At 32.8% G+C, this 20,823-nt stretch carries 20 protein-coding genes; 7 read left to right on the top strand and 13 right to left on the bottom strand.

Annotation, left to right across the window (positions count from 1 at the left end):
* The 4 genes from COJ46_RS09560 to COJ46_RS09545 form a co-directional block, all read right to left on the bottom strand.
* Positions 1–1,395 carry an FAD-binding oxidoreductase gene (locus COJ46_RS09560; protein ID WP_098565900.1) on the bottom strand — a complete coding sequence of 465 codons (1,395 nt, stop codon included), beginning with the start codon at positions 1,393–1,395 and terminating at the stop codon, positions 1–3.
* A 24-nt stretch (positions 1,396–1,419) separates the two neighbouring features.
* A complete protein-coding gene (locus tag COJ46_RS09555) occupies positions 1,420–2,301 on the bottom strand; it encodes a DUF6282 family protein (protein ID WP_098565888.1) in 882 nt (293 codons plus the stop codon).
* A gap of 329 nt (positions 2,302–2,630) precedes the next feature.
* Positions 2,631–3,128 carry a restriction endonuclease gene (locus COJ46_RS09550; protein ID WP_097978074.1) on the bottom strand — a complete coding sequence of 166 codons (498 nt, stop codon included), beginning with the start codon at positions 3,126–3,128 and terminating at the stop codon, positions 2,631–2,633.
* A 112-nt stretch (positions 3,129–3,240) separates the two neighbouring features.
* Positions 3,241–4,047 (bottom strand): protein phosphatase 2C domain-containing protein, encoded by an 807-nt coding sequence (locus COJ46_RS09545; RefSeq protein WP_098565887.1) that lies wholly within the window; start codon positions 4,045–4,047, stop codon positions 3,241–3,243.
* Positions 4,048–4,319: 272 nt separating this feature from the next.
* Between COJ46_RS09545 and COJ46_RS09540 the strand changes: the two genes are divergently transcribed.
* From COJ46_RS09540 to COJ46_RS09530, 3 genes are all read left to right on the top strand, one after another.
* Positions 4,320–5,429 (top strand): zinc dependent phospholipase C family protein, encoded by a 1,110-nt coding sequence (locus tag COJ46_RS09540; RefSeq protein ID WP_098565886.1) that lies wholly within the window; start codon positions 4,320–4,322, stop codon positions 5,427–5,429.
* A gap of 348 nt (positions 5,430–5,777) precedes the next feature.
* On the top strand, positions 5,778–6,320 hold the full coding sequence (locus tag COJ46_RS09535; RefSeq protein ID WP_098565885.1) for a DUF1003 domain-containing protein: 543 nt from the start codon (positions 5,778–5,780) through the stop codon (positions 6,318–6,320).
* Between the two features lie 316 nt (positions 6,321–6,636).
* Entirely contained in the window at positions 6,637–6,819 is a 183-nt protein-coding gene (locus COJ46_RS09530) for a hypothetical protein (RefSeq protein ID WP_097978078.1), read from the top strand.
* A 110-nt stretch (positions 6,820–6,929) separates the two neighbouring features.
* On the opposite strand, the gene COJ46_RS09525 is transcribed toward COJ46_RS09530, so the two are convergent.
* Complete coding sequence (locus COJ46_RS09525) at positions 6,930–10,691, bottom strand: S8 family serine peptidase (protein ID WP_098565884.1); 3,762 nt, start codon at positions 10,689–10,691, stop codon at positions 6,930–6,932.
* Between the two features lie 484 nt (positions 10,692–11,175).
* The gene (locus COJ46_RS24955) at positions 11,176–11,424 is read right to left on the bottom strand and encodes a hypothetical protein (RefSeq protein ID WP_286145502.1); all 249 of its coding nucleotides are present in this window, start codon (positions 11,422–11,424) and stop codon (positions 11,176–11,178) included.
* A 1,021-nt stretch (positions 11,425–12,445) separates the two neighbouring features.
* On the opposite strand from COJ46_RS24955, the gene COJ46_RS09515 reads away from it, so the two are divergent.
* The gene (locus COJ46_RS09515; protein WP_098565882.1) at positions 12,446–12,820 is read left to right on the top strand and encodes a hypothetical protein; all 375 of its coding nucleotides are present in this window, start codon (positions 12,446–12,448) and stop codon (positions 12,818–12,820) included.
* Positions 12,821–12,921: 101 nt separating this feature from the next.
* Here the strand turns inward: COJ46_RS09515 and COJ46_RS09510 are convergent, their stop codons facing one another.
* Entirely contained in the window at positions 12,922–13,665 is a 744-nt protein-coding gene (locus COJ46_RS09510) for an AlbA family DNA-binding domain-containing protein (RefSeq protein WP_176522621.1), read from the bottom strand.
* 73 nt (positions 13,666–13,738) lie between these two features.
* Between COJ46_RS09510 and COJ46_RS24450 the strand changes: the two genes are divergently transcribed.
* The gene (locus tag COJ46_RS24450; RefSeq protein WP_176527935.1) at positions 13,739–13,879 is read left to right on the top strand and encodes a hypothetical protein; all 141 of its coding nucleotides are present in this window, start codon (positions 13,739–13,741) and stop codon (positions 13,877–13,879) included.
* Between the two features lie 10 nt (positions 13,880–13,889).
* On the opposite strand, the gene COJ46_RS09505 is transcribed toward COJ46_RS24450, so the two are convergent.
* The 3 genes from COJ46_RS09505 to COJ46_RS09495 all read right to left on the bottom strand — a co-directional run bounded on the left by COJ46_RS09505 (position 13,890) and on the right by COJ46_RS09495 (position 16,359).
* Positions 13,890–14,846 carry a nucleotidyltransferase family protein gene (locus COJ46_RS09505; RefSeq protein ID WP_097978083.1) on the bottom strand — a complete coding sequence of 319 codons (957 nt, stop codon included), beginning with the start codon at positions 14,844–14,846 and terminating at the stop codon, positions 13,890–13,892.
* Positions 14,847–15,415: 569 nt separating this feature from the next.
* Positions 15,416–15,847, bottom strand: coding sequence for an AbrB/MazE/SpoVT family DNA-binding domain-containing protein (locus tag COJ46_RS09500; protein WP_286133625.1), 432 nt, complete (start codon positions 15,845–15,847; stop codon positions 15,416–15,418).
* A gap of 311 nt (positions 15,848–16,158) precedes the next feature.
* A complete protein-coding gene (locus tag COJ46_RS09495) occupies positions 16,159–16,359 on the bottom strand; it encodes an alpha/beta-type small acid-soluble spore protein (protein ID WP_056474362.1) in 201 nt (66 codons plus the stop codon).
* Between the two features lie 270 nt (positions 16,360–16,629).
* On the opposite strand from COJ46_RS09495, the gene COJ46_RS09490 reads away from it, so the two are divergent.
* Positions 16,630–17,568 (top strand): patatin-like phospholipase family protein, encoded by a 939-nt coding sequence (locus COJ46_RS09490; RefSeq protein ID WP_097978084.1) that lies wholly within the window; start codon positions 16,630–16,632, stop codon positions 17,566–17,568.
* Positions 17,569–17,652: 84 nt separating this feature from the next.
* Here the strand turns inward: COJ46_RS09490 and COJ46_RS09485 are convergent, their stop codons facing one another.
* Positions 17,653–18,975, bottom strand: coding sequence for a DUF4179 domain-containing protein (locus COJ46_RS09485; protein WP_176527934.1), 1,323 nt, complete (start codon positions 18,973–18,975; stop codon positions 17,653–17,655).
* A complete protein-coding gene (locus COJ46_RS09480; RefSeq protein WP_097978086.1) occupies positions 18,968–19,489 on the bottom strand; it encodes a sigma-70 family RNA polymerase sigma factor in 522 nt (173 codons plus the stop codon). The genes COJ46_RS09485 and COJ46_RS09480 overlap by 8 nt, the downstream gene beginning before the upstream one ends.
* Positions 19,490–19,882: 393 nt before the next feature.
* Here COJ46_RS09480 and COJ46_RS09475 point away from each other — a divergent pair, with 393 nt between their 5' ends.
* Positions 19,883–20,092, top strand: a complete 210-nt coding sequence (locus COJ46_RS09475; protein WP_098565879.1) for a hypothetical protein — start codon at positions 19,883–19,885, stop codon at positions 20,090–20,092.
* Positions 20,093–20,390: 298 nt separating this feature from the next.
* Here the strand turns inward: COJ46_RS09475 and COJ46_RS09470 are convergent, their stop codons facing one another.
* Positions 20,391–20,645, bottom strand: a complete 255-nt coding sequence (locus COJ46_RS09470) for a SemiSWEET transporter (RefSeq protein WP_176527933.1) — start codon at positions 20,643–20,645, stop codon at positions 20,391–20,393.
* Positions 20,646–20,823: the final 178 nt, after the last annotated feature.

Genomic DNA, 20,823 nt, shown 5'->3' with positions numbered 1-20,823 from the left:
CTAAACGAGCACCACCTTTGTTTGCCCAGCTTTTGGAAAAATCTTTCCGGGGTTTAGGATTTGGTTAGGGTCCCAAGCAAGTTTAATTTTTTTCATTAAATCAAGACCATCTATTCCAAGCTCCATCTCCATATAAGGTGCCTTCAACGTACCAATTCCGTGCTCACCTGAAAGTGTACCACCTAGTGATACTGCTGCTTCAAAAATCTCACTAACCGCATCTTCCACTCGTTTCATTTCAGCTATATTTCGTTTATCTGTAATAATATTCGGATGTAAGTTCCCATCACCCGCATGACCAAATACAACTAAATTGAGTTCATATTTCCTACGAATATGATCCAGTTTTTCCATCATAGCTGGGATTTGGCTTCGAGGAACTGTCGCATCTTCTGAAATTTTAGTCGGTCCCATTTGTGTGATCGCAGGAGATACCATTCGGCGTGCTTTCCAAATGTCATCCCTTTCTTCATCTGTTTTAGCCGTTCGAACACTCGTTGCACCAACGCTCCAGCAAAGCTCTTCACATACTTCAATTTCTTCTTCAATCGCCAAAGGATGCCCATCTACTTCAATAATGACAAGTGCCTCGGCATCAACCGGAAGCCCACATGGACTGAAATTTTCAACTGCTCTTATACATGCGTTATCCATTAATTCCATTGCAGCAGGTAAAATACCAGATGATAGAATTTTCGTAATGGCATAACCTGAATCAACTAATCTACTAAATGTCGCTAGTAAAGTTTTCCGTGCAAGTGGTTTTGGAATTAACCTTAAAGTCGCCTCCGTAACGATCGCCAAAGTCCCTTCAGAGCCTACTATTAATCTAGTTAAATCATATCCTGTCACGTTTTTTACTGTTTTCCCACCTGTTCGAACGATTTTTCCTTCTGGTGTAACTATTTCTAGGCCAATGACATATTCCTTAGTTGTTCCATATTTTAGCCCTTTTGGTCCACTCGAGTTTTCCGAAATATTCCCGCCGATCGTCGATATTTTCGAGCTACTTGGATCAGGCGCATAAAACAATCCTACCTCTTCCGCTTTGTGATGAATTTCTCCTGTCGTGATTCCTGGAGATACGATTGCTAATAGATTCTCACGGTCTATTATTAGCTTTCGATTCATTCTAGTCATATCTAAAACAATACCGCCTTCAACAGGCAAAGGTCCTCCGCTTAAGGAAGTCGCCGAACCTCTTGGATAAACAGGAATACGATACTTGTTTGCTATTTTCATAATTTCACTAATTTGCTCAGCATTTTCAGGTTGAATCGCTAACTCAGGTAAATACTCACCAAATGAAGCATCATAACTATAAGAATATAACTCTGCCAGGTCGGTCAGTATCCGATCAGACGGGATAAATTGTTCAATTTCTTTAACAATCATTTCATCCAATTCAATTCTCCCTTTCTAAATCCCTAACAGCTTTTTAGGATTGTAATTTACCATCGTCAAGATTTCCTCTTCAGTAATTCCATGTCTCAACATATCCTCAATAAAATTACTTAATGCCTTAATTGGCGGAATATTATGTTGCTGTCCGTAGTCCGTCACCATCACACATGACTCAGCTCCTAATTGTTTAATACTCTCCGCCATTTCTTGCGTACTAATATCATTAAAATCTTCGCTACTTGCTAAATAACATTTTTCAAGAATGCAGCCTTTTTTAACCAACTGTTTTTCGTATTCAAAAGGAACTCTCGCAATTCCTAAATCTGTATGTTGAATTAAAATTTTCTCTACCTTTCTCTCCTTCGCTGCTTCGACTAATGCAAGAACCTCTTCCACTTCCAAATGTCCCGTCGCTAGAATAACATTCGCTTCCGCTACTAACTCTAAAATCTCATAAACTTCTGGATAGATGTTTCGATTCTCATCCCAAATCTCAATACCAGCCGATGGATGAGTCAACGCACGTTTACTATTGAAGAAATTCGATTTTTTCTTTCCAAAAAATCGCTGATGCTGCTCCGCTGAAAAAGTAGGCATCCAAATAACTTTAGCCCCTAAACGAATCGCCGCATCTACCGCTGTAGGAGATAGACCTCCAGTAAAATAATTACACACTAAACCACCGTACACATGTAAACCTGGTTCCTTTTCACGAATAAGAGTAGCACGATCTGCAGTTTGTGCCTCATGAGCTTTTAAAACTACACCTGCCATTCCAGCTTTCTTCACATCTTCTACTAGTTCCCAGTCTGTTTGTTTTCTTGGGAATAAGCTTGGTGAGCTATGGACATGTAATTCTATTGCACCTTTTAATAGGGGATGAAATTCTTGGGTCAAATTTGGTCACTCCTTAATAAAATTGGGTTTTATTGATTTATTAAGCAATATTTGTGCCAATATATATTTGAGGGGAGTAAATTTGAAAGCGTTTTATTCCAGAAAAAAAACCCTTGATAATTAAGGATTATCAAGGGGGTGGTTTTATTATTAATTTTTATTGAATTTTAAAAACTGAAAAATAATACAGGGACGTGTAAAAAAATATAGCAAATGTGCAATATTTTTTTACATTTTGAGAGTTAATCCTAATTTAATTTCAGAAACTTTATCACATCTATAGTTATAACCTTTTACGAAATATTTTATTGAAGGATATAGTTTTCTCCTTATCCTTTGTTTAAAATTTTCGCTTCTTTTAAATCGATTTTCGCTTGATGCCCGTGTTTATGGAGCAAATGAAGAAGGTTATTACCATTTAGCAAAGTAAGTGGTTTGTCCTTGGCGAATGTATAAGCATCTGGACCATAATCTGCTGTTGAAACAAGAATTCCCTTCGTTGCACCTTCATTCATAACTGTACCATAAAGATCTCGTACAGCTGAAACACCAACTACGTTTGTATACCTCTTAGCTTGTATAACAATTTTGCCACCTCTAATTGGATCGAGATCAAATGCAACTGCATCAACTCCACCGTCTTTGCTAGCTTGTGTAATTCTTACTTCCCCACCAGTATTATTAAATTCTTTCTCAAAAAGTTCTCTTATCAAATGTTCAAAATCTTGCCAGTCCATAGCTGCTAAATTAGTCTCTTCGTCAACATTTCCTGTAACATTATATGAGTCAACAAAACGAGCATCTTCTCTATTAATTTTTCGAATCATAATTTATGTGACCCTTTCACACCTGTATACTAACATTAGTTTAATAAGTATTGCTTTTATATTTGTTACAATATTTAAACATAAAAAAAGATACCCAAAATAGCATCTAAAATTAAAAGCGAATATATACCCCAGTCTTATCATCAGAATGAATCTTACTTTTCAACTCTTCCATTTCTAATCGTTTTGAATATTCCTCCAATCCAATCTCCTTAATTACTTTAAAAGAATGGATCAAATCAAACGTCGGATGAAATAATCCATCACTGATTAGTAAAATCGACTTTAAATTTTTTGTATCAATCGATCCCAATTGAATGTAGTTTGCGACAACTTCAGTTCCATTTGCAACTGAGTAACCATCAACTGTATTAGCCATGGTCCGATTATAAATAAGTTGATTTTTAATAGACTGGTAGTATGATTCATCTGGTAAAATCAGCCCCTGTTTCCGCTCCTTTTCCCGTCTCAATTTTGCCCTTCTACTAATATCCTTTACTGTATCTTTAGTTAAGATATTTATTTGGCCATTATGGTTTTCTGCTAAAATCATACAATCCCCAAGTTGGGCAAATGATATCCTTTGCTTATCAAATTTAATAATTGCAACGCATGTTGACCACAGTTCCTCTGGACGGTTTATGTCTATGTTATTTGACTTCATTTCATCCATCAGTCTTCTATTTACTTGAATAATTCCTTCTGATAAAGTCATTTCAGCTCTAAAATGATATTCAAAATACTTTCTAAATAAATTCGAAGCAATATATGCACCATTCATGCCATCAGCATTCTTAAATGAAGTAATTGGTGTTGCTCCATCAAAAACTCCATATACATTTATTCCGTTGTTTACTACCATTGCATCCTCGGACACTTTTTTTGAAAGAGATACTCTAGCACTAGTATTAATCTCCATATTTTTATCACTCCCGAAAAGATTCACGAATGAATTTGCAGGTCTTTAAATTAATATGGAACACAAAAAGGATTATGTACTTTTTCTATTTTTATTCTTAAAAATTTGGCACTGTTAAAAAAGCTGTGTAGAAGTAAGTACTTCCATAACTGGTAAGGAGTTTCCAAAATTTAACAAATTTTCACATAACAGAAACATCTCGTTAACAAAAAACGATTATACTTAAACATTGTTGCTTGTAAGACAACAAAATACAAAAAAGAAGGTGTATCATGAAAAATCGTATTCAATCAAAAATGCTATTAACATTAGTTGCTGGAAGTGCACTTGCAATCACTTCATTATTCAGCAATGATCAGAAAGCATTCGCATGGTCTGACGAGGATGTTCACAATCAAGATCATAGTACACATCATTTTATCGTAAATGGCAGTGTCAAACTTATAGCCGATAATACGAATCCTGCAATCAACAAGCCTACAACATTGCTTAATCAGTTTCGCGATCGTTGGGAACAGGGCTTATACGATGCGGATCATATTAATCCTTTTTATGATACGGGCACATTTATGTCTCACTTTTATGATCCAGACACACAAACAAATTATACGGGGACTTCTTATCCAACAGCTCGTCAATCTGGAGCGAAGTATTTTAATCTAGCATCGGATTTCTATAAAAAAGGCGATTTTAACAATGCATTCTACTACTTGGGAGTTTCTTTGCACTATTTTACAGATGTAACACAGCCTCTACATGCTTCAAACATTTCCAATCTAGATCATAACGCACCGGGCTATCATTCGAAGTTTGAAAATTATGCGGAAAGTATTCAAAGTCAAATGACGGTGCCAGATTCAGGTTTATATAATTGGATTTCTTCGACTGATCCTGAAGCATGGATTCATCAAGCTGCGGTGCAAGCAAAATCCGTTTTACCTCAAGTTTGGAATGATACGATCATTAATTACTTCTGGCAAGCAGCATACAGTAATTATTATTCTACCATGTGGAAGAACGAGGTAAAAATTCCGACTCTTGTTCAGTTGAATCAAGCAGAACGAGAGACTGCTGGATTCATAGATATGTTTTTTCGCGTAAACGGTGTAGAAATGCCTGTGACGGTATATAAGGAAAATGCTTTTAGCGGTGCATCAGAAATATTAGGATCAGGTAATTATGATTACGATCAGCTTGTAAAAGGCATTGGCAATGACACCATTTCTTCCATCCATATTTCACCTAGTTATCAAGTCACTTTATTTACCGATGCCAATTATAAAGGAGCATCGACAGTTCTTACAGATGATGTTAATGATTTAGGCAACTTTAATCATCAAGTATCAAGCTTAAAAATTGTGAAGATCTCAGCACTAAAATAAACTAAAATCTTATGAAACTAATACACGAATTAGTTCAACAAATTCCCTAATCGCAGACGCGACTTTTTTTCTGGAATATGAATTATACATAAGTAAAATAAGAAATTATTTAAAAATAGTATAGTCCTATCGGATAAGTCATCATATAATAGTAAAGGTATTATTTATACAAAAAAAGTGAGGTGGAACATTTTTATGGGTAGTCCCAGTATAGGTGAGTCGGATAATTTACCGACGACATCAGAGGAAGTCAAACAATTGAATATCCGAGGAGGATTACATCATAAAAATGTAGTCCAACTTTTATAAGCTTTTGAAGGCTTCCTCTAGAAAAGAGGAGGTTGGAATATGGTACACAACATTTGGAAGCAAATTAATTTTAAAAAACAAGTTGAGAAACCAAAAAAAATTCAAGGGTTTGATATTGATTTAAACCAAGAAAATTTATCACGAATTGACCGATTAGTGGATCGTTATGAGTCAGAAATTCTAAATCATTTAGATAGTGATTATACTCAAAAAACAAAATTGTCTGATAGAATCGCAGATAAAATCGCGCAATTTGGTGGTAGCTGGAAATTTATTATTTGGTTTAGTTGTACACTTGCTGTCTGGATGATTTGGAATAGCTTATCATTCACGAAAGCTTTTCATTTTGACTCTGCGCCTTTTATCTTGTTGAACTTATGTCTATCTTTTATTGCAGCATTTCAAGCACCAGTCATTATGATGAGTCAAAACCGTCAAGCAGCACGCGATAAACATGAATCCGTTATCGATTTCGCAATTAATTATAAAGCAGAACAAGAAATTGGCGACATGCAAAGTCGTCTAACCAATATAGAAAGTCAATTAGCAGAGATTAGAGATTTACTTAAGCAGAGAAATTAAAGATATAAATGAATATTGAATCCCTTTATAGGAGGCAGAAGAAATAATTGTCTCTTATAAGGGGATTTTTTAATGGGAAAATTGGTTCCAGTACAAACTCTATATAGCACAATCCGTACCTATATTCACATTTGATTATCAATTAAAGTTCTAAATTAGATGCTCGCCTATTCTTGCCTACCAATGAGTTGATTGATTTATCTATTTTTTTGTAAATTTTGTGTAATCTTGCTTCTTTCACAATGAAATTTGATTTATTTTTCCATATTAGTGATATACTTAAATTATTAAATCCCTATTATAGGAGGAATGAAAAATGAACGAACAAGATTTAAAAGCATATCGTGCAAATGTCATTTCATCACTAGAGGAAGAAATCGCTCACTACCAAAACTTAATCAAACTAACAAGACATAGTAGACTGAAAGAAAGCCATACATATAATCTTAAATTCATGCAAGAATTATTGGACGCTGAAAAAGCTGATCAAAATAGTTAATAATTAAGAGGTGCCTTCTAAGTGGAAGGTGCCTTTTTTTATCCATAGGGCACTAGTATTGGCACATTAAGAGGCACCTCCCAAAAGGAAGGTACCCTCTCAATCTTTATTTACTTCAATCCAAAAGCCTTAATAATGTCTTGATTAATACTATTACCTGCATCATCCCAAGCACTTGCTCTTAATGATACAGAAGATGCATTCTTACGGTTTTCGATTCTTGCTTTCCAGCTATCTTTTTCACGGTTTAAATCAACTAGTTCCCAAGACTTGCCTTCATCATATGAAACTTCTAATGTTGCACCTTTCATTTTACCGTTTCCTGGTGCACCATCTACTTGGATCGCTTTCATTTCTAAATCGATCCAACGGCCTGATTTTGCATCACCATTCATGTCAGTTTCTACATTGTAATCAAGCGAGATTAATGGAAGGTCTGTTTTATATTCTTCTTGTTCCTTAGACCAGAATGTCCACTCTGTATGTGTTTTTACTGAATTATCGAAGCGTTCTGGATCACGCCAAGCATCACTAACTACTTTATACTGCGTATTTGCAGTAGGGTATTCGTTAAATGAGTAGATTGCTTGTCCTTTCGCTTCTTTTACTAGTTTTGATCCTTGGTATAGCTTTAATGTTTGTGAACCTGGATAATTAGTTTCTGAGCCAGTGTTTCCTACTCCAGAATCAGCCCATGCTGGAATATTTATCACTAAGTTGTTTCCTGTACGATAAGGTTTCCAGAAGCCATCACCTAAACGAGGACGAGCAACTGGTGAGAACCACTCTTCATCTAATGTTTGTCCTGGCTTGTATGTTACTTTTGGTTGACGTACATCCCAAGCAGCATCTAGCACACTAGCTTGATGATACCATGAAGTGCCTTTTTGAGCTGAAACCCATTCAGTTCGTACTGATGGTAGATTTAATTTCATTTGGTAACCTACTCCATTTGGTCGATAAGATGGAATATCCCAACGGAATTCTCCACCTACTGTAGCTTGATCTGATTTGTACTCAGCATTAATTTTTACAAGATCGTTCGCTTTAGGTGAATAAGTTACGTCATTTGGAATTGCATTGTCATGGTTGTCTACAAGATCATAAACGTATTTCGTATTAGGTGTACCTACTACGTCAAGTTTTGCTTTTTTAGCTTTAGCTTCGTCAATTAGTTTTTTACCTTCTGTTTTACTGATTGCTACAACTGCGATTGGAGAATCTGAAAGTGACCAATCTTCATTTTCAACTCCAACATATTCACTAATTTCTTCTGGTCCATCGTTTACAGTAATAACTAGTTTTGCACCTGCTGCATATGCCGCTGCAGAGCGCTCCATACCAGTTACTTCATCACTTCGATCAACGATAACAGCCTTACCTTTAACATTTAACCCCTTATAATCTGCTTGAGCCCCTTTACCTACATAAACAGCGTCTAAGTTGTATTTTCCATCTAGTAATGTACTTCCAGCTTGTGGAATATCATCTAACTCATTGCCTTTGAAATTGATTGTCATGTATGGTTCAATCAATCTCCAGCGGGTGTTAAATGTAAATTTACCATTTTTAACTTTCTTAGTTGGCTCAGCATACATCTTATCAACTGTAACTGGCATCACATAGATGTCACTAACATTGCTGCCATCAATTTCACGGTAATATTCCATTTTTCTAAAACTTGCTTCTGTTTTATTTGGTACGTTTGCTGTAATTTCATTCGCTTTTCGTGCATCCAATGTAACAGTTTGAGGACCATCTAAATTAATTTCAGGATCCCCTACAAGTGCAACTCCAGCGTGGTCAGTGTCAGTATCAACATCCATCATTGACATTGCAGAATAAGTTCCTGGTTTTAAACGTAATTCTGTTGTACCGTTAACTGCAATAAAATCCGGAACACCATCTGGGCCAAGTAGATTAATATACGCCAAAGCTGGGTTACCGTCGCGTCCAATTGCATTTAACGTTAATGGATATCTTTCCTCTTCTTTAATCATAGCCAATGCAGTATGCACAACTGTTTTACCATCAACATTTGCTGAAATCTGACCTTGATAACGTTGTCCATTAGCACCTACGTTTGGATCAAGTGTAACAGTAACTTTTGCACTACCTTTTGCCGGTACAGTTACCTTGTTCGTTGAAAGTTTAAATAAACCAGCAGGTGCATCTGCATCGCTATTATCAGTAATTTTCGCTGATAGATCTAACGTCACAGCCTTATCACTGTCGTTAGTGTACGTAATTGTTTTCTCTTTCAATCCATCATTTTCATGAGGCCAAGCATAGAAACCAAAATCAAGTGAACCTGTTGCACGCAAATCACCAAGAGTCGCTGCTGCAACATCAAGACGTCCAGTTCCACCTTCTAACGGCTTAATATCATCTAATTTTTTAGTTGTACTCATTAATGCATCTTTCAGCTGTGCGCCTGTCCAATCAGGATGGCGTTGGGAAAGAATCGCAGCCGCTCCTGCCACGTGTGGCGTAGCCATCGATGTACCACTCATCGAAAGATAAGATCCGCTTCCTTGAGTTGAATATTGGGATCGTGCAGCAGTAATATTTACACCTGGTGCTGTCAGATCAGGCTTTAATCCTTCACTACCAAATCGTGGACCTTTTGATGAGAAGTAAGCAAGATTATCTGATTTATCAACTGCACCAACTGTAAGTGCCGCATCTGCTGCTCCTGGAGAACCGATTCCTTCACGACCTGTATTACCAGCCGCAATAACGAACAGAGAGCCTGTCTCAGCACTTAAATTATTAACTGCTTGTGCCATCGGATCTGTGCCATCACTTGACTCATTGCTTCCTAAACTCATGCTTACAATTTTGGCATTATGTGCAGCCCACTCCATACCATCAATAATCCATGAATCAAGTCCAAAGCCTTCATTGCTTAACACTTTTCCTACAATTAGGCTTGCTCCTGGTGCTACACCTTTATATTTTCCACCTGATGCTGCCCCCGTTCCAAGTACAGTAGAGGCAACATGAGTACCATGTGCATGGAAATCACGTACATCTTGATCTGGAACAAAGCTTTTTGTTTCTTTTATTTGACCAGCTACATCTGGATGCTGTGCATCGATCCCTGTGTCAAGAACCGCTACTTTCACACCACTTCCGTTGTAACCAGCATTCCATGCAGTAGGTGCCCCAATTTGTGGTACACTTTGCTCAAGCGTTGCTTTAACACGTCCATCTAACCAAATTTTATCAATCCCAGGTGTAACTAATGACTTTGTAGATTTGGTAGAATCCGCAGATTTTATATTTTTCTTAACATCTTGCCAAAACTCTTTCGAATCCTTCTTCTCTGCAGAAAGCGCAGCTCCATTAATACTTTCTAGTTCATGTGTTTTCTTTGAAGCTTTTAATACCGGCTTCAAGCTTGAGCGAGTTTTTGACTCTGAATATTGTACGATAACAGGTAATGTCTTTTGAGACGCATCATCATATCCATCCGCTATTAGTGCAGTAATATTGAATAGATTTCGATCTAATGCACCAGAAGCTAAGTAAGGCATCGCTTGTTTCGGAATAACATATGTATCCTTATTAACCGTCATGATATGTGAACCACCATCAGCTTTATCCGCTGGTTCAACACTGATTACACTTTGTCCATCTGCAAACTCTGTTACAGTAACTACATCACCTGTAATAAGAGTAATCACATGCTTCCCTGTACTTGCTTTTGCGTTAATTCCTTGAAGATTCGTTTCTACAGCACTACTATTTGTTAAGTTTGAAACATTATTGCTTGTCCCAGCAGCTAACGCTTGAAAAGTTGGAACAGCAATAAGAGCTGTCGTCATCATCGCAGTAACATACTTATTTAACCTAGGCTTTCCTGTCATCTTACACTCCCCTATTCTGATAAAATAAAAAAAGCGACTTCTCATATGAATCTATTAAAATCGTTTTTAATCGTTCATATCCAAACCACTTCTTAAAAAGCACTCTACAATATCAAAATATAAAGAATATTCAATTATTGGTCAATTGGGTTATTCAGCCCTTGGTTTATCAGCGTTTTCTTAAAATACACTAATTTTTCTAATCATTTTCGAATGATATTAACCCACTTATTTTCACAAAATAAATGAATAGTTATTTACTTTACAAATTTTTATCTAGTTAAATAAACCTATAAAAGTTCTTATGAAATATCAAAAGTAAAAATATATACCTATTACTTTTTTACTAAAAAACAATGTTATTTGGTTTATTTAAAAGCACTTAACAATTTGTAATGTTAAGTGCCCTTCCTCTTTTTTTCTATGTGTCTAACCTATTATGAGTATGTGAAAAACCCAGGTTATTCATAGAGTTTCTTACAGATTACTTGCTTTTAAAACTAAATCCTGTCGTAATCAAGCAAGAAAGAAATGCCACGATTGAAACCATTATCCCAAACATCAATCCTATTGAACGCATAAACAGATCTTCACCTGGATAAGAAGGTTCAAGATTTAATAACCAATATAGAAACAAAATTGATAATAAAATATAAAAACTACTTCCTAAAATACTCATTTTAATTCGGTTTGCGTTCGTACCTTGCCATGCCTTATTCACGATTATCCACAAAAAGAAACTTCCAAAGATAGCCAAAATCATTACCAACAAATGGAGAAATGGAATTAGTAGATACGTTAATAGATAAATTACCAGACAAGTAGTAAAAAACAACGTTGCATTCATAATAAACAAGAAAAATCCTGACATCAAATGATTTTGAAACCAACTAGTATTTTTCAATTTAAAAACAAGTTTATTATTTTCACTAAGCATGAATGAGACTTTATCTCTTTTAAATAGAATTATGGAAAATACAATAAAAACGAACAATAAAAATAAAGTCAATGACACTTTACCTCCACATTTAAGTCTTATTATTACTAATCATAAAATGAAATATATTCCAATAGAGTAACAAACTATGAAATTTATATGAAAAAAGCTATAAACAAGCGGTTAAGCAGTTGTTTATAGCTTTTTTATACGATAAATAATTCTTTCACAAAATAATAACATTCATAAATCTTACTCTCTATTAATTCAACTATAATAAAAGATAATCCTAGTTGAGATGTTAACGACACTAGAAAGGGAAATAATTAAATGAAAAACAAAGCAAGGCATATATTTCTGAGTTCCCTAGTGATGTCTATTACCTCATCCATATTAATTCAATTCGAACCAAATCAACCTGTAACAATAGTATTCTCTACTTTTGAAAAAGTAATTTCTATCCCCCTATTCTTTACTTTAAGATCATTTCCATTCGCTTTAATTGTTTCACTGTTGTCATACATATTCAGTTCAATTATTAAAAATCTTATTAAAAAGAAAAGCATCCTACTAGATATTTACTTATCCAGTTTCATTTCATCAATTATTCTATTACTTTTACCCAAATTAATAATTAATCCATTTTTAGATACAAATTATCGACTTTTTTTTAATCCCTACTTTTCACTCGTGCCTTTTATGGGTGCAGTTACAATGCATTATTAGAAAATTTGGAGTTTATAAAAAAGAAATAAAAATGTTCCACTTCCGTTTCTCATTTACTGAATCTTTTACAATTTGATAAGGAGAGATATTTATGAGGATGAAAATACTGGTTTTATTCGCTACAATACTTTTTATAGTTTCACTTTCTGCTTGTAATAATAAAAATAAGTTTGAGAACCAGGTAAATCAGGTAATAGAACTTGAAAAAGATTATATACAAAATAAAATGCAGGTAAAAAATAATGAAAAAATTAAACGCTCTAGTATTGTTATTGCAGTCTATAAAAATGGTGACTATATCAATCTATCTTATGATCTAAATAATTCTTCTAGAAAAATAGATTGCTTTTATTTAAAAACGAAAGAATCAAAATATATTCGATACTTGAATACAGATAAAGAAATTGAAAAAGTAGAGAAGGACTTAAGACATCCTGATTATATAGAAAATACTTATTACAAGTAACTTTAAATAATAAATAAAAAATGGAATGTAAGATAAACCGATACTCCCGGTTTTATCTTCATTCCTATAATTTCTGCATTTTATTCTATCCTCACTACCATTCACTCAATATTACTAACCTCCAAAACTATCTCAATCTTCCGCTTCTTTTTCTCAATCATTCTGGCAATAAATTCACTAAAATCATCTTTTTGGCTTTTTGGGTTTTTATTTGTATCACCACTAATTGCAGCTATACGATAAAGAATCTTTAATTGTTCCATATGCTCATTTAGACTCATATTAGATAAGTCCTCATATTGTTCAATGAGCCTTTTTCTAAAAATAATTTCTAAGTCATCGTTTGTGGCGGTTTCGTTTGAAGTATTTTTCCGAATATAAATTTTATCTGTAAATAATTTATCGGAGCCTCTTTTAGCAATAAACGGGATAAATCGATTTTGCTCGGGGATATAAATGATGAAGAAGGTTTTACCACTAAAATATCCGTACATTTCATTCTCATCGTAATCAATTTGTTGAAGATGATAAATTAGCATAGAAGGTAAATAACCATTTAATTTTCTTTGAAAATCGGTTGGATCCTTTAGCTCTTCTTTAAGAATTCCGACTGGGTGATTATCATCATTTACGCCAAAAATAATTGATCCTCCGCCAGAATTCGCCATTGCAATTATTAATTTTGCAATTTGGTCCTCTCTAACAAATGTTTCCTTAAAATCCAATGCATTATTTTCTCCAAAAGATTGTTCAATCAGATTTTTTAGAGAAGCAATATCAAAATTCTTATCTGCATAATTAAATGTATTTAGAAATTCCTGCTTATAAATCGGCCTTTTAACCATCATTCCACCTAGTTTCATATTTTTTAAAATCTAAACTAGATCTGTTATTACATTTAATGTTAGGAGAAAAGAAATGGCACCTAAATATTGTAGAAATTTTTCTGATAAAAAATATAAAGAAAACTCTTTCCCACCACGTCGACTCTTCTTCCCCGCTGCCAATTTATACTTTCTTAATGTGCAAAAAGCCAAAGCATTTTGCCTTGGCCGCTAATAACAATTATCTAAAAGTCGCTAGGAAATATTCTTCGTTTAAAGTGATATTCAACCGAGCGATTATTAAACAGATTACTATAATTCACCTTAATCTTTTTAACTTCCAATTGTTTAATTTTCTCTTCTAATGACTTCTTATCCTCATTAGTTAATTTTCCATCCTCTGATAAACTAGAAATTTCATTTAATAATTCCTGAATCTTTTCATCACGAAATTCTTTTTCTTCGTTTTGTTGATAAATAGTCATCTTAGTATGAAGGATTGAATTTACCAATTCGTCCGCACCACCTGAAAGCCTATTTAAGATTAAAAGCTGTTCATTTAATATCTCATTATCTAAATCATAAGGATACCTTAGTTGATGATCTATTTCACTCCAGCCTTCTTCAAATATCGTTCTTACTTGAATCTCAGCTAAATAATTTACTTTTGTCATTTGCGACTTAATCACATAATGCCATGATCGATATCCGGCATCATGAACTAAAAACTGGAACTTTTCCTCTTCAATATGCTGTTCGCTTGTCATATCTCCTAAGCGATGGTAAATAGTCGCTTTTTCATGTAAATTCCAATTTTGTCTAATTGTCTTGTCTATATCTGCAGCCTGGTATTTATATAAATGTAATGCTCTTATTCCAATTAGATCTGTAATTTCAGATTTATAATTCGAAACATTGATTTCATATGATGAGTCTGCTTTTTTACCTTTTATCGTCTTTCGAATAATCTTTTCAATTAAATGGTCAGGATATTTAATTCTTGATTTCACAGTATGAATTTCAGGATTTTTACGGAGTATTTCTGAAATAAAAGTAGCTACTGTTTCAAGATTCGGTATTTCTGATATGTATTCATTATAAATTTCAATATATTTTGACCAGTCTAAACAGTACTTTTCAAAATCCTGTTCATCGATTTTATATTTTTCAAAGAAATACTTTTGATTCTCTATTAGGCCCATACGATATCTCCTTCTAACAATTCCATAACCATATCCTACCATATTTCTGGAAGAAACATACTTTTACAGAACAGAAATTGAGTACAAAAAAACATTCGTAATTTTTGCATTAAAGGCATATTTGTTTTTGCCAGGATTAATGGCTGTTCTATTTTTTTACCAATCTTATTATTAGAAAATCGAACAAATGACCTACTTTGAATATACGTTCGTAAAAAATCTATCTTTTTTCTAAAAAAACTACTTACATTAGAATAGATGTTCGTGTATAATAAAAATATCCAAACAAAACAGAACATACAATCTTAAAATTTAAGACAATTAAAGCCTAAGAGAACTTAAAAGTAGAACAAAAAAAGGAGATGTGAAAAATGGAAATTATCATTCTATGTAGTGTCTTATTATCTTGGTGTATTTTAGAGGGTTTTAACAAATTTGTAGTAAATCGTTGAAAGCACTGAAAGAGATTCTTTATATTATTTTAGATGGATTAACTCTCTTATTCCTTAAAACTAAATTCAAACAAAAAAGTGCTCTTCTACTAAAGAAAAAGAGCACTTTTAGATTTATTATTTAGCTATGTATTCCTGCAATTCCTTAATAAGAATTTCTGCGCCGTATTTACTTACTACAATCTTTCCACTATCAAACGAGAAATTTTTTTCATCAATAACTCCTGTTACCATACAAGCATTACTCGAAACAAATTGTTTAAGGATAATCTTTTGTTCCTCAATAAATACTTCAAATGGTTCATATTTATTAAGATTTAACATTTTTCTTAATTCCTTTGGTAAAACAATTCTTCCTAAGTCATCAAGTCTTCTGACAATTCCACTTAGACCGGAATTTTCATCATATTTTGTAAGAATAATCATACCTTCTTCAAAATGAATTTCAAATGGAGCATTGTTCTCTAAATTCATTGTATTTCTTAGTTCTTTCGGTAGAACAATTCTTCCAAGATCGTCTAGTTTTCTAATAATTCCAGTTGATTTCATACTTGCAACTCCCCATTTATTTCTATCTCTTTAAATACTCAATATAATTCTCTCTATTTGTTACATTGAGTTTAGTTTAATAATACCAAATTATTTTAATTTTCTCTCTACTTAAATCGACTCATTTTTACTAATATTAATACAAATTAAAATAATTTGCTTGATATTTTATAATTAACTACCTTTTATTTAATCTTTTGTTTTTTGTTTTGGTAAATTTATGTAAAGTTTCTTAAAAGATTCAAAAAGAGATGAGTTAATCATTCGGTAACGAATTACCTTTAATTAACTCATCTCTCATAATAAATCTTTTATCTTGAATAGCCACCGAGACTTTGTTCAGCCATTTGAACTAAACGTTTTGTAATCTCTCCACCTACAGAACCATTTGCACGAGACGTTGAATCTGGACCTAAATGTACTCCAAATTCTGTTGCAATTTCATACTTCATCTGATCGATTGCAGATTCAGCATTTGGTGAAACATATTGATTTGAAGATCTGTTTGCCATGATATGTAGCCCCTTTTAATAAAATTTTCTGATATAAACTATCAGATTGCTGTTAGTATTTCATATTGAATATAAAATATTCATCATATAAATATTTCTGCAACTTTTTATATGTTTCATCCGAAATTTTATTGCAAAGATTGTCAGATTATTTCCCAAAAAATATTTTAATTGATAAATATGATTGAATCAGTAGTTAATCACACTTAATCAGAACCCCCATATATTATATTGATATAATTCCATTTTCTGAAAGGTAGGTGTAACAAAATGAAAGTAGATGGTATCTTTGAAGGAGGAGGAGTTCGAGGAATCGGACATGTTGGTGCTATTTGTGCTTTAGAAGAAGATGGTTATGAATGGGCACGTTTGGCAGGCACTTCTGCTGGCGCTATTGTTGCTACTCTTCTAGCATGTGGCTTTACAGGGAAAGAATTAAAGGAAATTATGGATCATCTAGATTATAAGAAGTTTATTACAAAAACATGGTTGCACTTTATTCCTTTAATCGGACTAGGATTAAATATCTTATTTAAAAATGGGTTATATAAAAATGACTTTGAAGAAGAATGGTTAGAATCTTTATTATCCAAAAAAGGAATTCGCTATTTCGACGATTTAGAAGAAGGGAAATTAAAAATCATTATTTCAGATATTAGTAATGGTAAAATGGTCGTTTTACCTGATGATTTACCTGACTACGGCTTATCAGCAAAAGATATAACAATTTCTCAAGCAGTTAGAATGAGTGGTACAATCCCCTTTTTCTTTCAACCAATTAAACTAAAAACTCCTAATTATAATTATCCAATATTAATTGTTGATGGTGGAATTCTAAGTAATTTTCCAATTTGGATATTCGATGACCATCAAGAATGGCCGACTTTTGGTTTTCGCTTAATAGATGAAGAAATTATTGCGAAACCGCTGGATGGTCATAACCCAATCTCATTTTACAAATCAATATTTATTACGATGAGACAAGCACACGACATTCGTCATCTAACAACAGAAGTAAATGAACGAACTATAAAAATCCCAACTGGTGATATATCAAGTACAGATTTCAATTTAAATAAAAAAGAAAAAGAAGCACTTTTCACAAATGGATACCAAGCCGCAAAAAAATTTCTAAGAACTTGGGATTTTGAAAAGTTTAAACACAACTATCCACCTGAACCTTACTGTCATAAGGTGAATAGTCTGTAGTAACTTAAAAAACGCAATCTTTTCTTGAAATTCTTAGAAAAGATTACGTTTTTATTTTTCCTATTTAGGTCCGTTAGGTTAAATTCATTTAACCCTTACTTTCGCATCTCCTTCGATATACGAAGGAAAAGATACAAGATCAATTTTTATCGGATTCATATACTTTTGTCGAGATGAAATCTTAAAACCTATTATTTGCTTATTATTAACATTGCCTTCCATATAGGATTCATTCATTTCAATTTCTTTTCCGTTTGCATCAGTGATTGACCCAATCATGTCGTAATTAAATTCCTTTTTTGTATTCAAAGTAAAAAATATAGTATCTCCCTCTTTTTTTAGGTCAGATAAATAATTACCTCTTGGCTGTTTCAGAATTTTTTGTTTCTCAGTATCAATTACAAGGTACTCATCTTCCTTATCAATTGCCTGAAGTTTATTTATGACAAAATATAATTCTTTTGGATCTTTAAAATAATTACTCTGTAAAAAGATAATTCTTTCATTATCGCTAATAATTTTTGCAGCAGTTCCATTAGTTATTTTTGACCATACCTCACCATTTTGATCAACAAGTTTTATACCGGAGAAATCTAGTATTTTCTTTGAATTACTTGGATCCATTTCAACTTGTACTGCTACACGGAGCGGATAGATGGTAACTTTTTTAATTTTAATCTTTTGATTTTCAATCATTACCGTTTTATTAAGTTCATATATTTGATTCGTTTTTTCATGTTTTTTTATTGAAAGTGGAATCGAAAATTGTGCTGATTGCTTTACATTCTTAATTTTTAAAACTAAATTAAAATCTTGCTGTTCATATGGTTTATCAAAATCGTATTCTACTGTGCTTGTATATTGACCTCTAACTTTATCGACAGTACCTCCAAAAGATAAAGAGTGTTCGGGTAATTTTTCCCCATTACTCGGTTTAAGATATGCTTCATCGATTTCGAAATTTTTCTGTTTTGAGTTACTATCAATCGTATAAAATAAAACGATGTCTTGTTCATCAGCAATAACAGAATCGATTGTAACTTTAATGCCATTCTTTTCTTGTGATGTACCAATCTTTTGGGCATATTTATTTTCTACCGCTGAAAGTAACCCGTTATCATGACGCACACGTACCATTTCAACAATTTTCTCCATCCCTGGTACTTTTGTTAAATAATCAGCAAAGGTTGGTGATACACGTATACTTGCTAGAATTCCAAAAAGAAAAACGGCAGCTGCAACTATTGACCAAATTCTAAATTTCCGTTTCGGTTTTTTGAACATCTTAACTTCTTTTGCATTTTGAAAACCAATTTGAATAGCCTCATCAATATCATCAAGAGGTATATCGACGTTTTCGTATTTTTCTTTCAAATTTTTTAATTCTCTTTCTTCTTTTTCAAACATTGCCATTTTCTCCTTTCTCTTCAAGAATTCCTCTTAATGATCTCAATGCTTTATTCAACCAAGTCTTTACTGTACCTTCTGGACGATTCCACATAATTGCAATATCTTTGATTTTGACATCGTGAAAATATTTTAAATGTAATAGCTGTCGCTGTGTATCATCAAGCTGTGACATTGCTTCTTCTATTTCAATATAGTTATAGTCTTCGTTCGTACCTAGCTGTGAAATATATTCATCGTCGAAGGTTACTCTATTATTCTTCTTTATAGAATCCTGACAGTAATTAATCATAATCCGAATAAGCCATGTTTTTACATAACTTGGTTCTCTCAATGTTTGTATGTTTTGATAAGCTCTAAACGTTACTTCTTGAATTGCTTCAATTGCCTCATCTTTATTCTTTAAGTAGGCTAATGCAGTTTTATATAATGATATTTTATGCTCATGCATAATTGACAAAAATGCTTGCTCATCTCCTTTGATAGCCCTTTTCACTAGACTATGATCCTGCAATCTCAATCCCTCCATCTCGATGTTCTATACATTAGACTCCTGAGAGCTAAAAAAGTTTTAATAATTTTTAATTTTTTTGAATCGATTTCATAATGCATTTTTTATCTACAGAATTTGATTGCTGACTTTTAAAGAATTCAAAAATAATATACAAATAATAGTTTTGTATATTTTTCATAAATTCCAAAAGGAGTAATGTGCTATTAAAAAATGTGAAAAAATAAACAATAATGACAATAAATATTGATTAATTTTACCTTTATAAAGGTTAACATAATTTCGTAAACGCACATTAAAAAAATAGAGACAGTTTTGAAAAAGATTAATTCAATTTTAACTTAAATGGTATATTTTTTATCGGTGCAACAACCAATTGAAACAGGAGGTTATATTATGAAATTAGCAAGAAATATATTAATTATATTTTCCTACATGATGTTTACGGTATTGATTATAGTTGGACCGGAGTTTCGTAAGTATAATTTGTATGTTCTTTTTTTACAGGTATTATTTTTTTGTACAGGTCCATTTTTATTAATGTTTATAGACTGGAAGAAAAAAAGAAATAAAGATAAGGCTGAATTCAGCGTTAGATCAGAGTGAAATGGAATGGTGTTTTTTCCTTTACATAGATTTCAAGTAGTTGTCACTAAATATCTCGTTAGCTACTAATGAACAATGTAAAGATTTAATGTTAGGTTCATATCAAATTCCTAATTAAATTACAGTTAAATATTTTTGAGTACTATAGATAAAGTTGCATTGGAACAATAAAAGCCATATCAATGATATGACTTTTAAAGGAGTCTTATCTAACTATTGCACTGCTTTAATTCAATAAGAAATGAAAACATGATTTATATTATCATGCGTAAGAGTATTAGTTCATATGAATACCTAATTATGAGTGTGGACTTTTTAACTTATAAAATAAAATAATTGATGCAAACACAAACGTTACTGAATTCGCTGAAATGACTGCAAAATCATGAATACATATTCCGTAAACTAACCAAAGAAAAACTCCTGCACTAAATAAAATGTACATTATTAGTGAAATGCCTGATGTGTCTTTTGTTTTTATTGTTTTGATTGCTTGTGGTAAAAAGGAAGCTGTCGTTAATATCGCAGCAATGAACCCGATGATTTTAATCATTAATAATTTCCTTCCTTTAAATTAGACTGTTTCTCCAAAAAAAGAGCCACTCTGTGAATTATGTTACTTCACACCCATGCGTATATTGTAATGCTCCGAATCTATGATGGATTTAAATTTAATGCTATTTAATATTCTCAACTTTTTATTAAATTCCTTTTTTACTAAACTGCTAAAT

Origin of the sequence: Bacillus sp. AFS077874 (assembly GCF_002566505.1) — a bacterium.
GTDB lineage: Bacteria > Bacillota > Bacilli > Bacillales > Bacillaceae_G > Gottfriedia.
Note: the sequence above shows the minus strand (reverse complement) of the source record. Positions and strands in the feature narration are given on the sequence as shown.

Excerpts from the sequence above, each read along its gene's own strand:
- COJ46_RS09560 (WP_098565900.1), bottom strand. The coding sequence starts at position 1,395 with ATGATTGTTAAAGAAATTGAACAATTTATCCCGTCTGATCGGATACTG.
- COJ46_RS09550 (WP_097978074.1), bottom strand. The coding sequence starts at position 3,128 with ATGATTCGAAAAATTAATAGAGAAGATGCTCGTTTTGTTGACTCATAT.
- COJ46_RS09545 (WP_098565887.1), bottom strand. The coding sequence starts at position 4,047 with ATGGAGATTAATACTAGTGCTAGAGTATCTCTTTCAAAAAAAGTGTCC.
- COJ46_RS09540 (WP_098565886.1), top strand. The coding sequence starts at position 4,320 with ATGAAAAATCGTATTCAATCAAAAATGCTATTAACATTAGTTGCTGGA.
- COJ46_RS09535 (WP_098565885.1), top strand. The coding sequence starts at position 5,778 with ATGGTACACAACATTTGGAAGCAAATTAATTTTAAAAAACAAGTTGAG.
- COJ46_RS09530 (WP_097978078.1), top strand. The coding sequence starts at position 6,637 with ATGAACGAACAAGATTTAAAAGCATATCGTGCAAATGTCATTTCATCA.
- COJ46_RS09525 (WP_098565884.1), bottom strand. The coding sequence starts at position 10,691 with ATGACAGGAAAGCCTAGGTTAAATAAGTATGTTACTGCGATGATGACG.
- COJ46_RS09515 (WP_098565882.1), top strand. The coding sequence starts at position 12,446 with ATGAGGATGAAAATACTGGTTTTATTCGCTACAATACTTTTTATAGTT.
- COJ46_RS09510 (WP_176522621.1), bottom strand. The coding sequence starts at position 13,665 with ATGGTTAAAAGGCCGATTTATAAGCAGGAATTTCTAAATACATTTAAT.
- COJ46_RS24450 (WP_176527935.1), top strand. The coding sequence starts at position 13,739 with ATGGCACCTAAATATTGTAGAAATTTTTCTGATAAAAAATATAAAGAA.
- COJ46_RS09505 (WP_097978083.1), bottom strand. The coding sequence starts at position 14,846 with ATGGGCCTAATAGAGAATCAAAAGTATTTCTTTGAAAAATATAAAATC.
- COJ46_RS09500 (WP_286133625.1), bottom strand. The coding sequence starts at position 15,847 with ATGAAATCAACTGGAATTATTAGAAAACTAGACGATCTTGGAAGAATT.
- COJ46_RS09495 (WP_056474362.1), bottom strand. The coding sequence starts at position 16,359 with ATGGCAAACAGATCTTCAAATCAATATGTTTCACCAAATGCTGAATCT.
- COJ46_RS09490 (WP_097978084.1), top strand. The coding sequence starts at position 16,630 with ATGAAAGTAGATGGTATCTTTGAAGGAGGAGGAGTTCGAGGAATCGGA.
- COJ46_RS09485 (WP_176527934.1), bottom strand. The coding sequence starts at position 18,975 with ATGTTTGAAAAAGAAGAAAGAGAATTAAAAAATTTGAAAGAAAAATAC.
- COJ46_RS09475 (WP_098565879.1), top strand. The coding sequence starts at position 19,883 with ATGAAATTAGCAAGAAATATATTAATTATATTTTCCTACATGATGTTT.
- COJ46_RS09470 (WP_176527933.1), bottom strand. The coding sequence starts at position 20,645 with ATGATTAAAATCATCGGGTTCATTGCTGCGATATTAACGACAGCTTCC.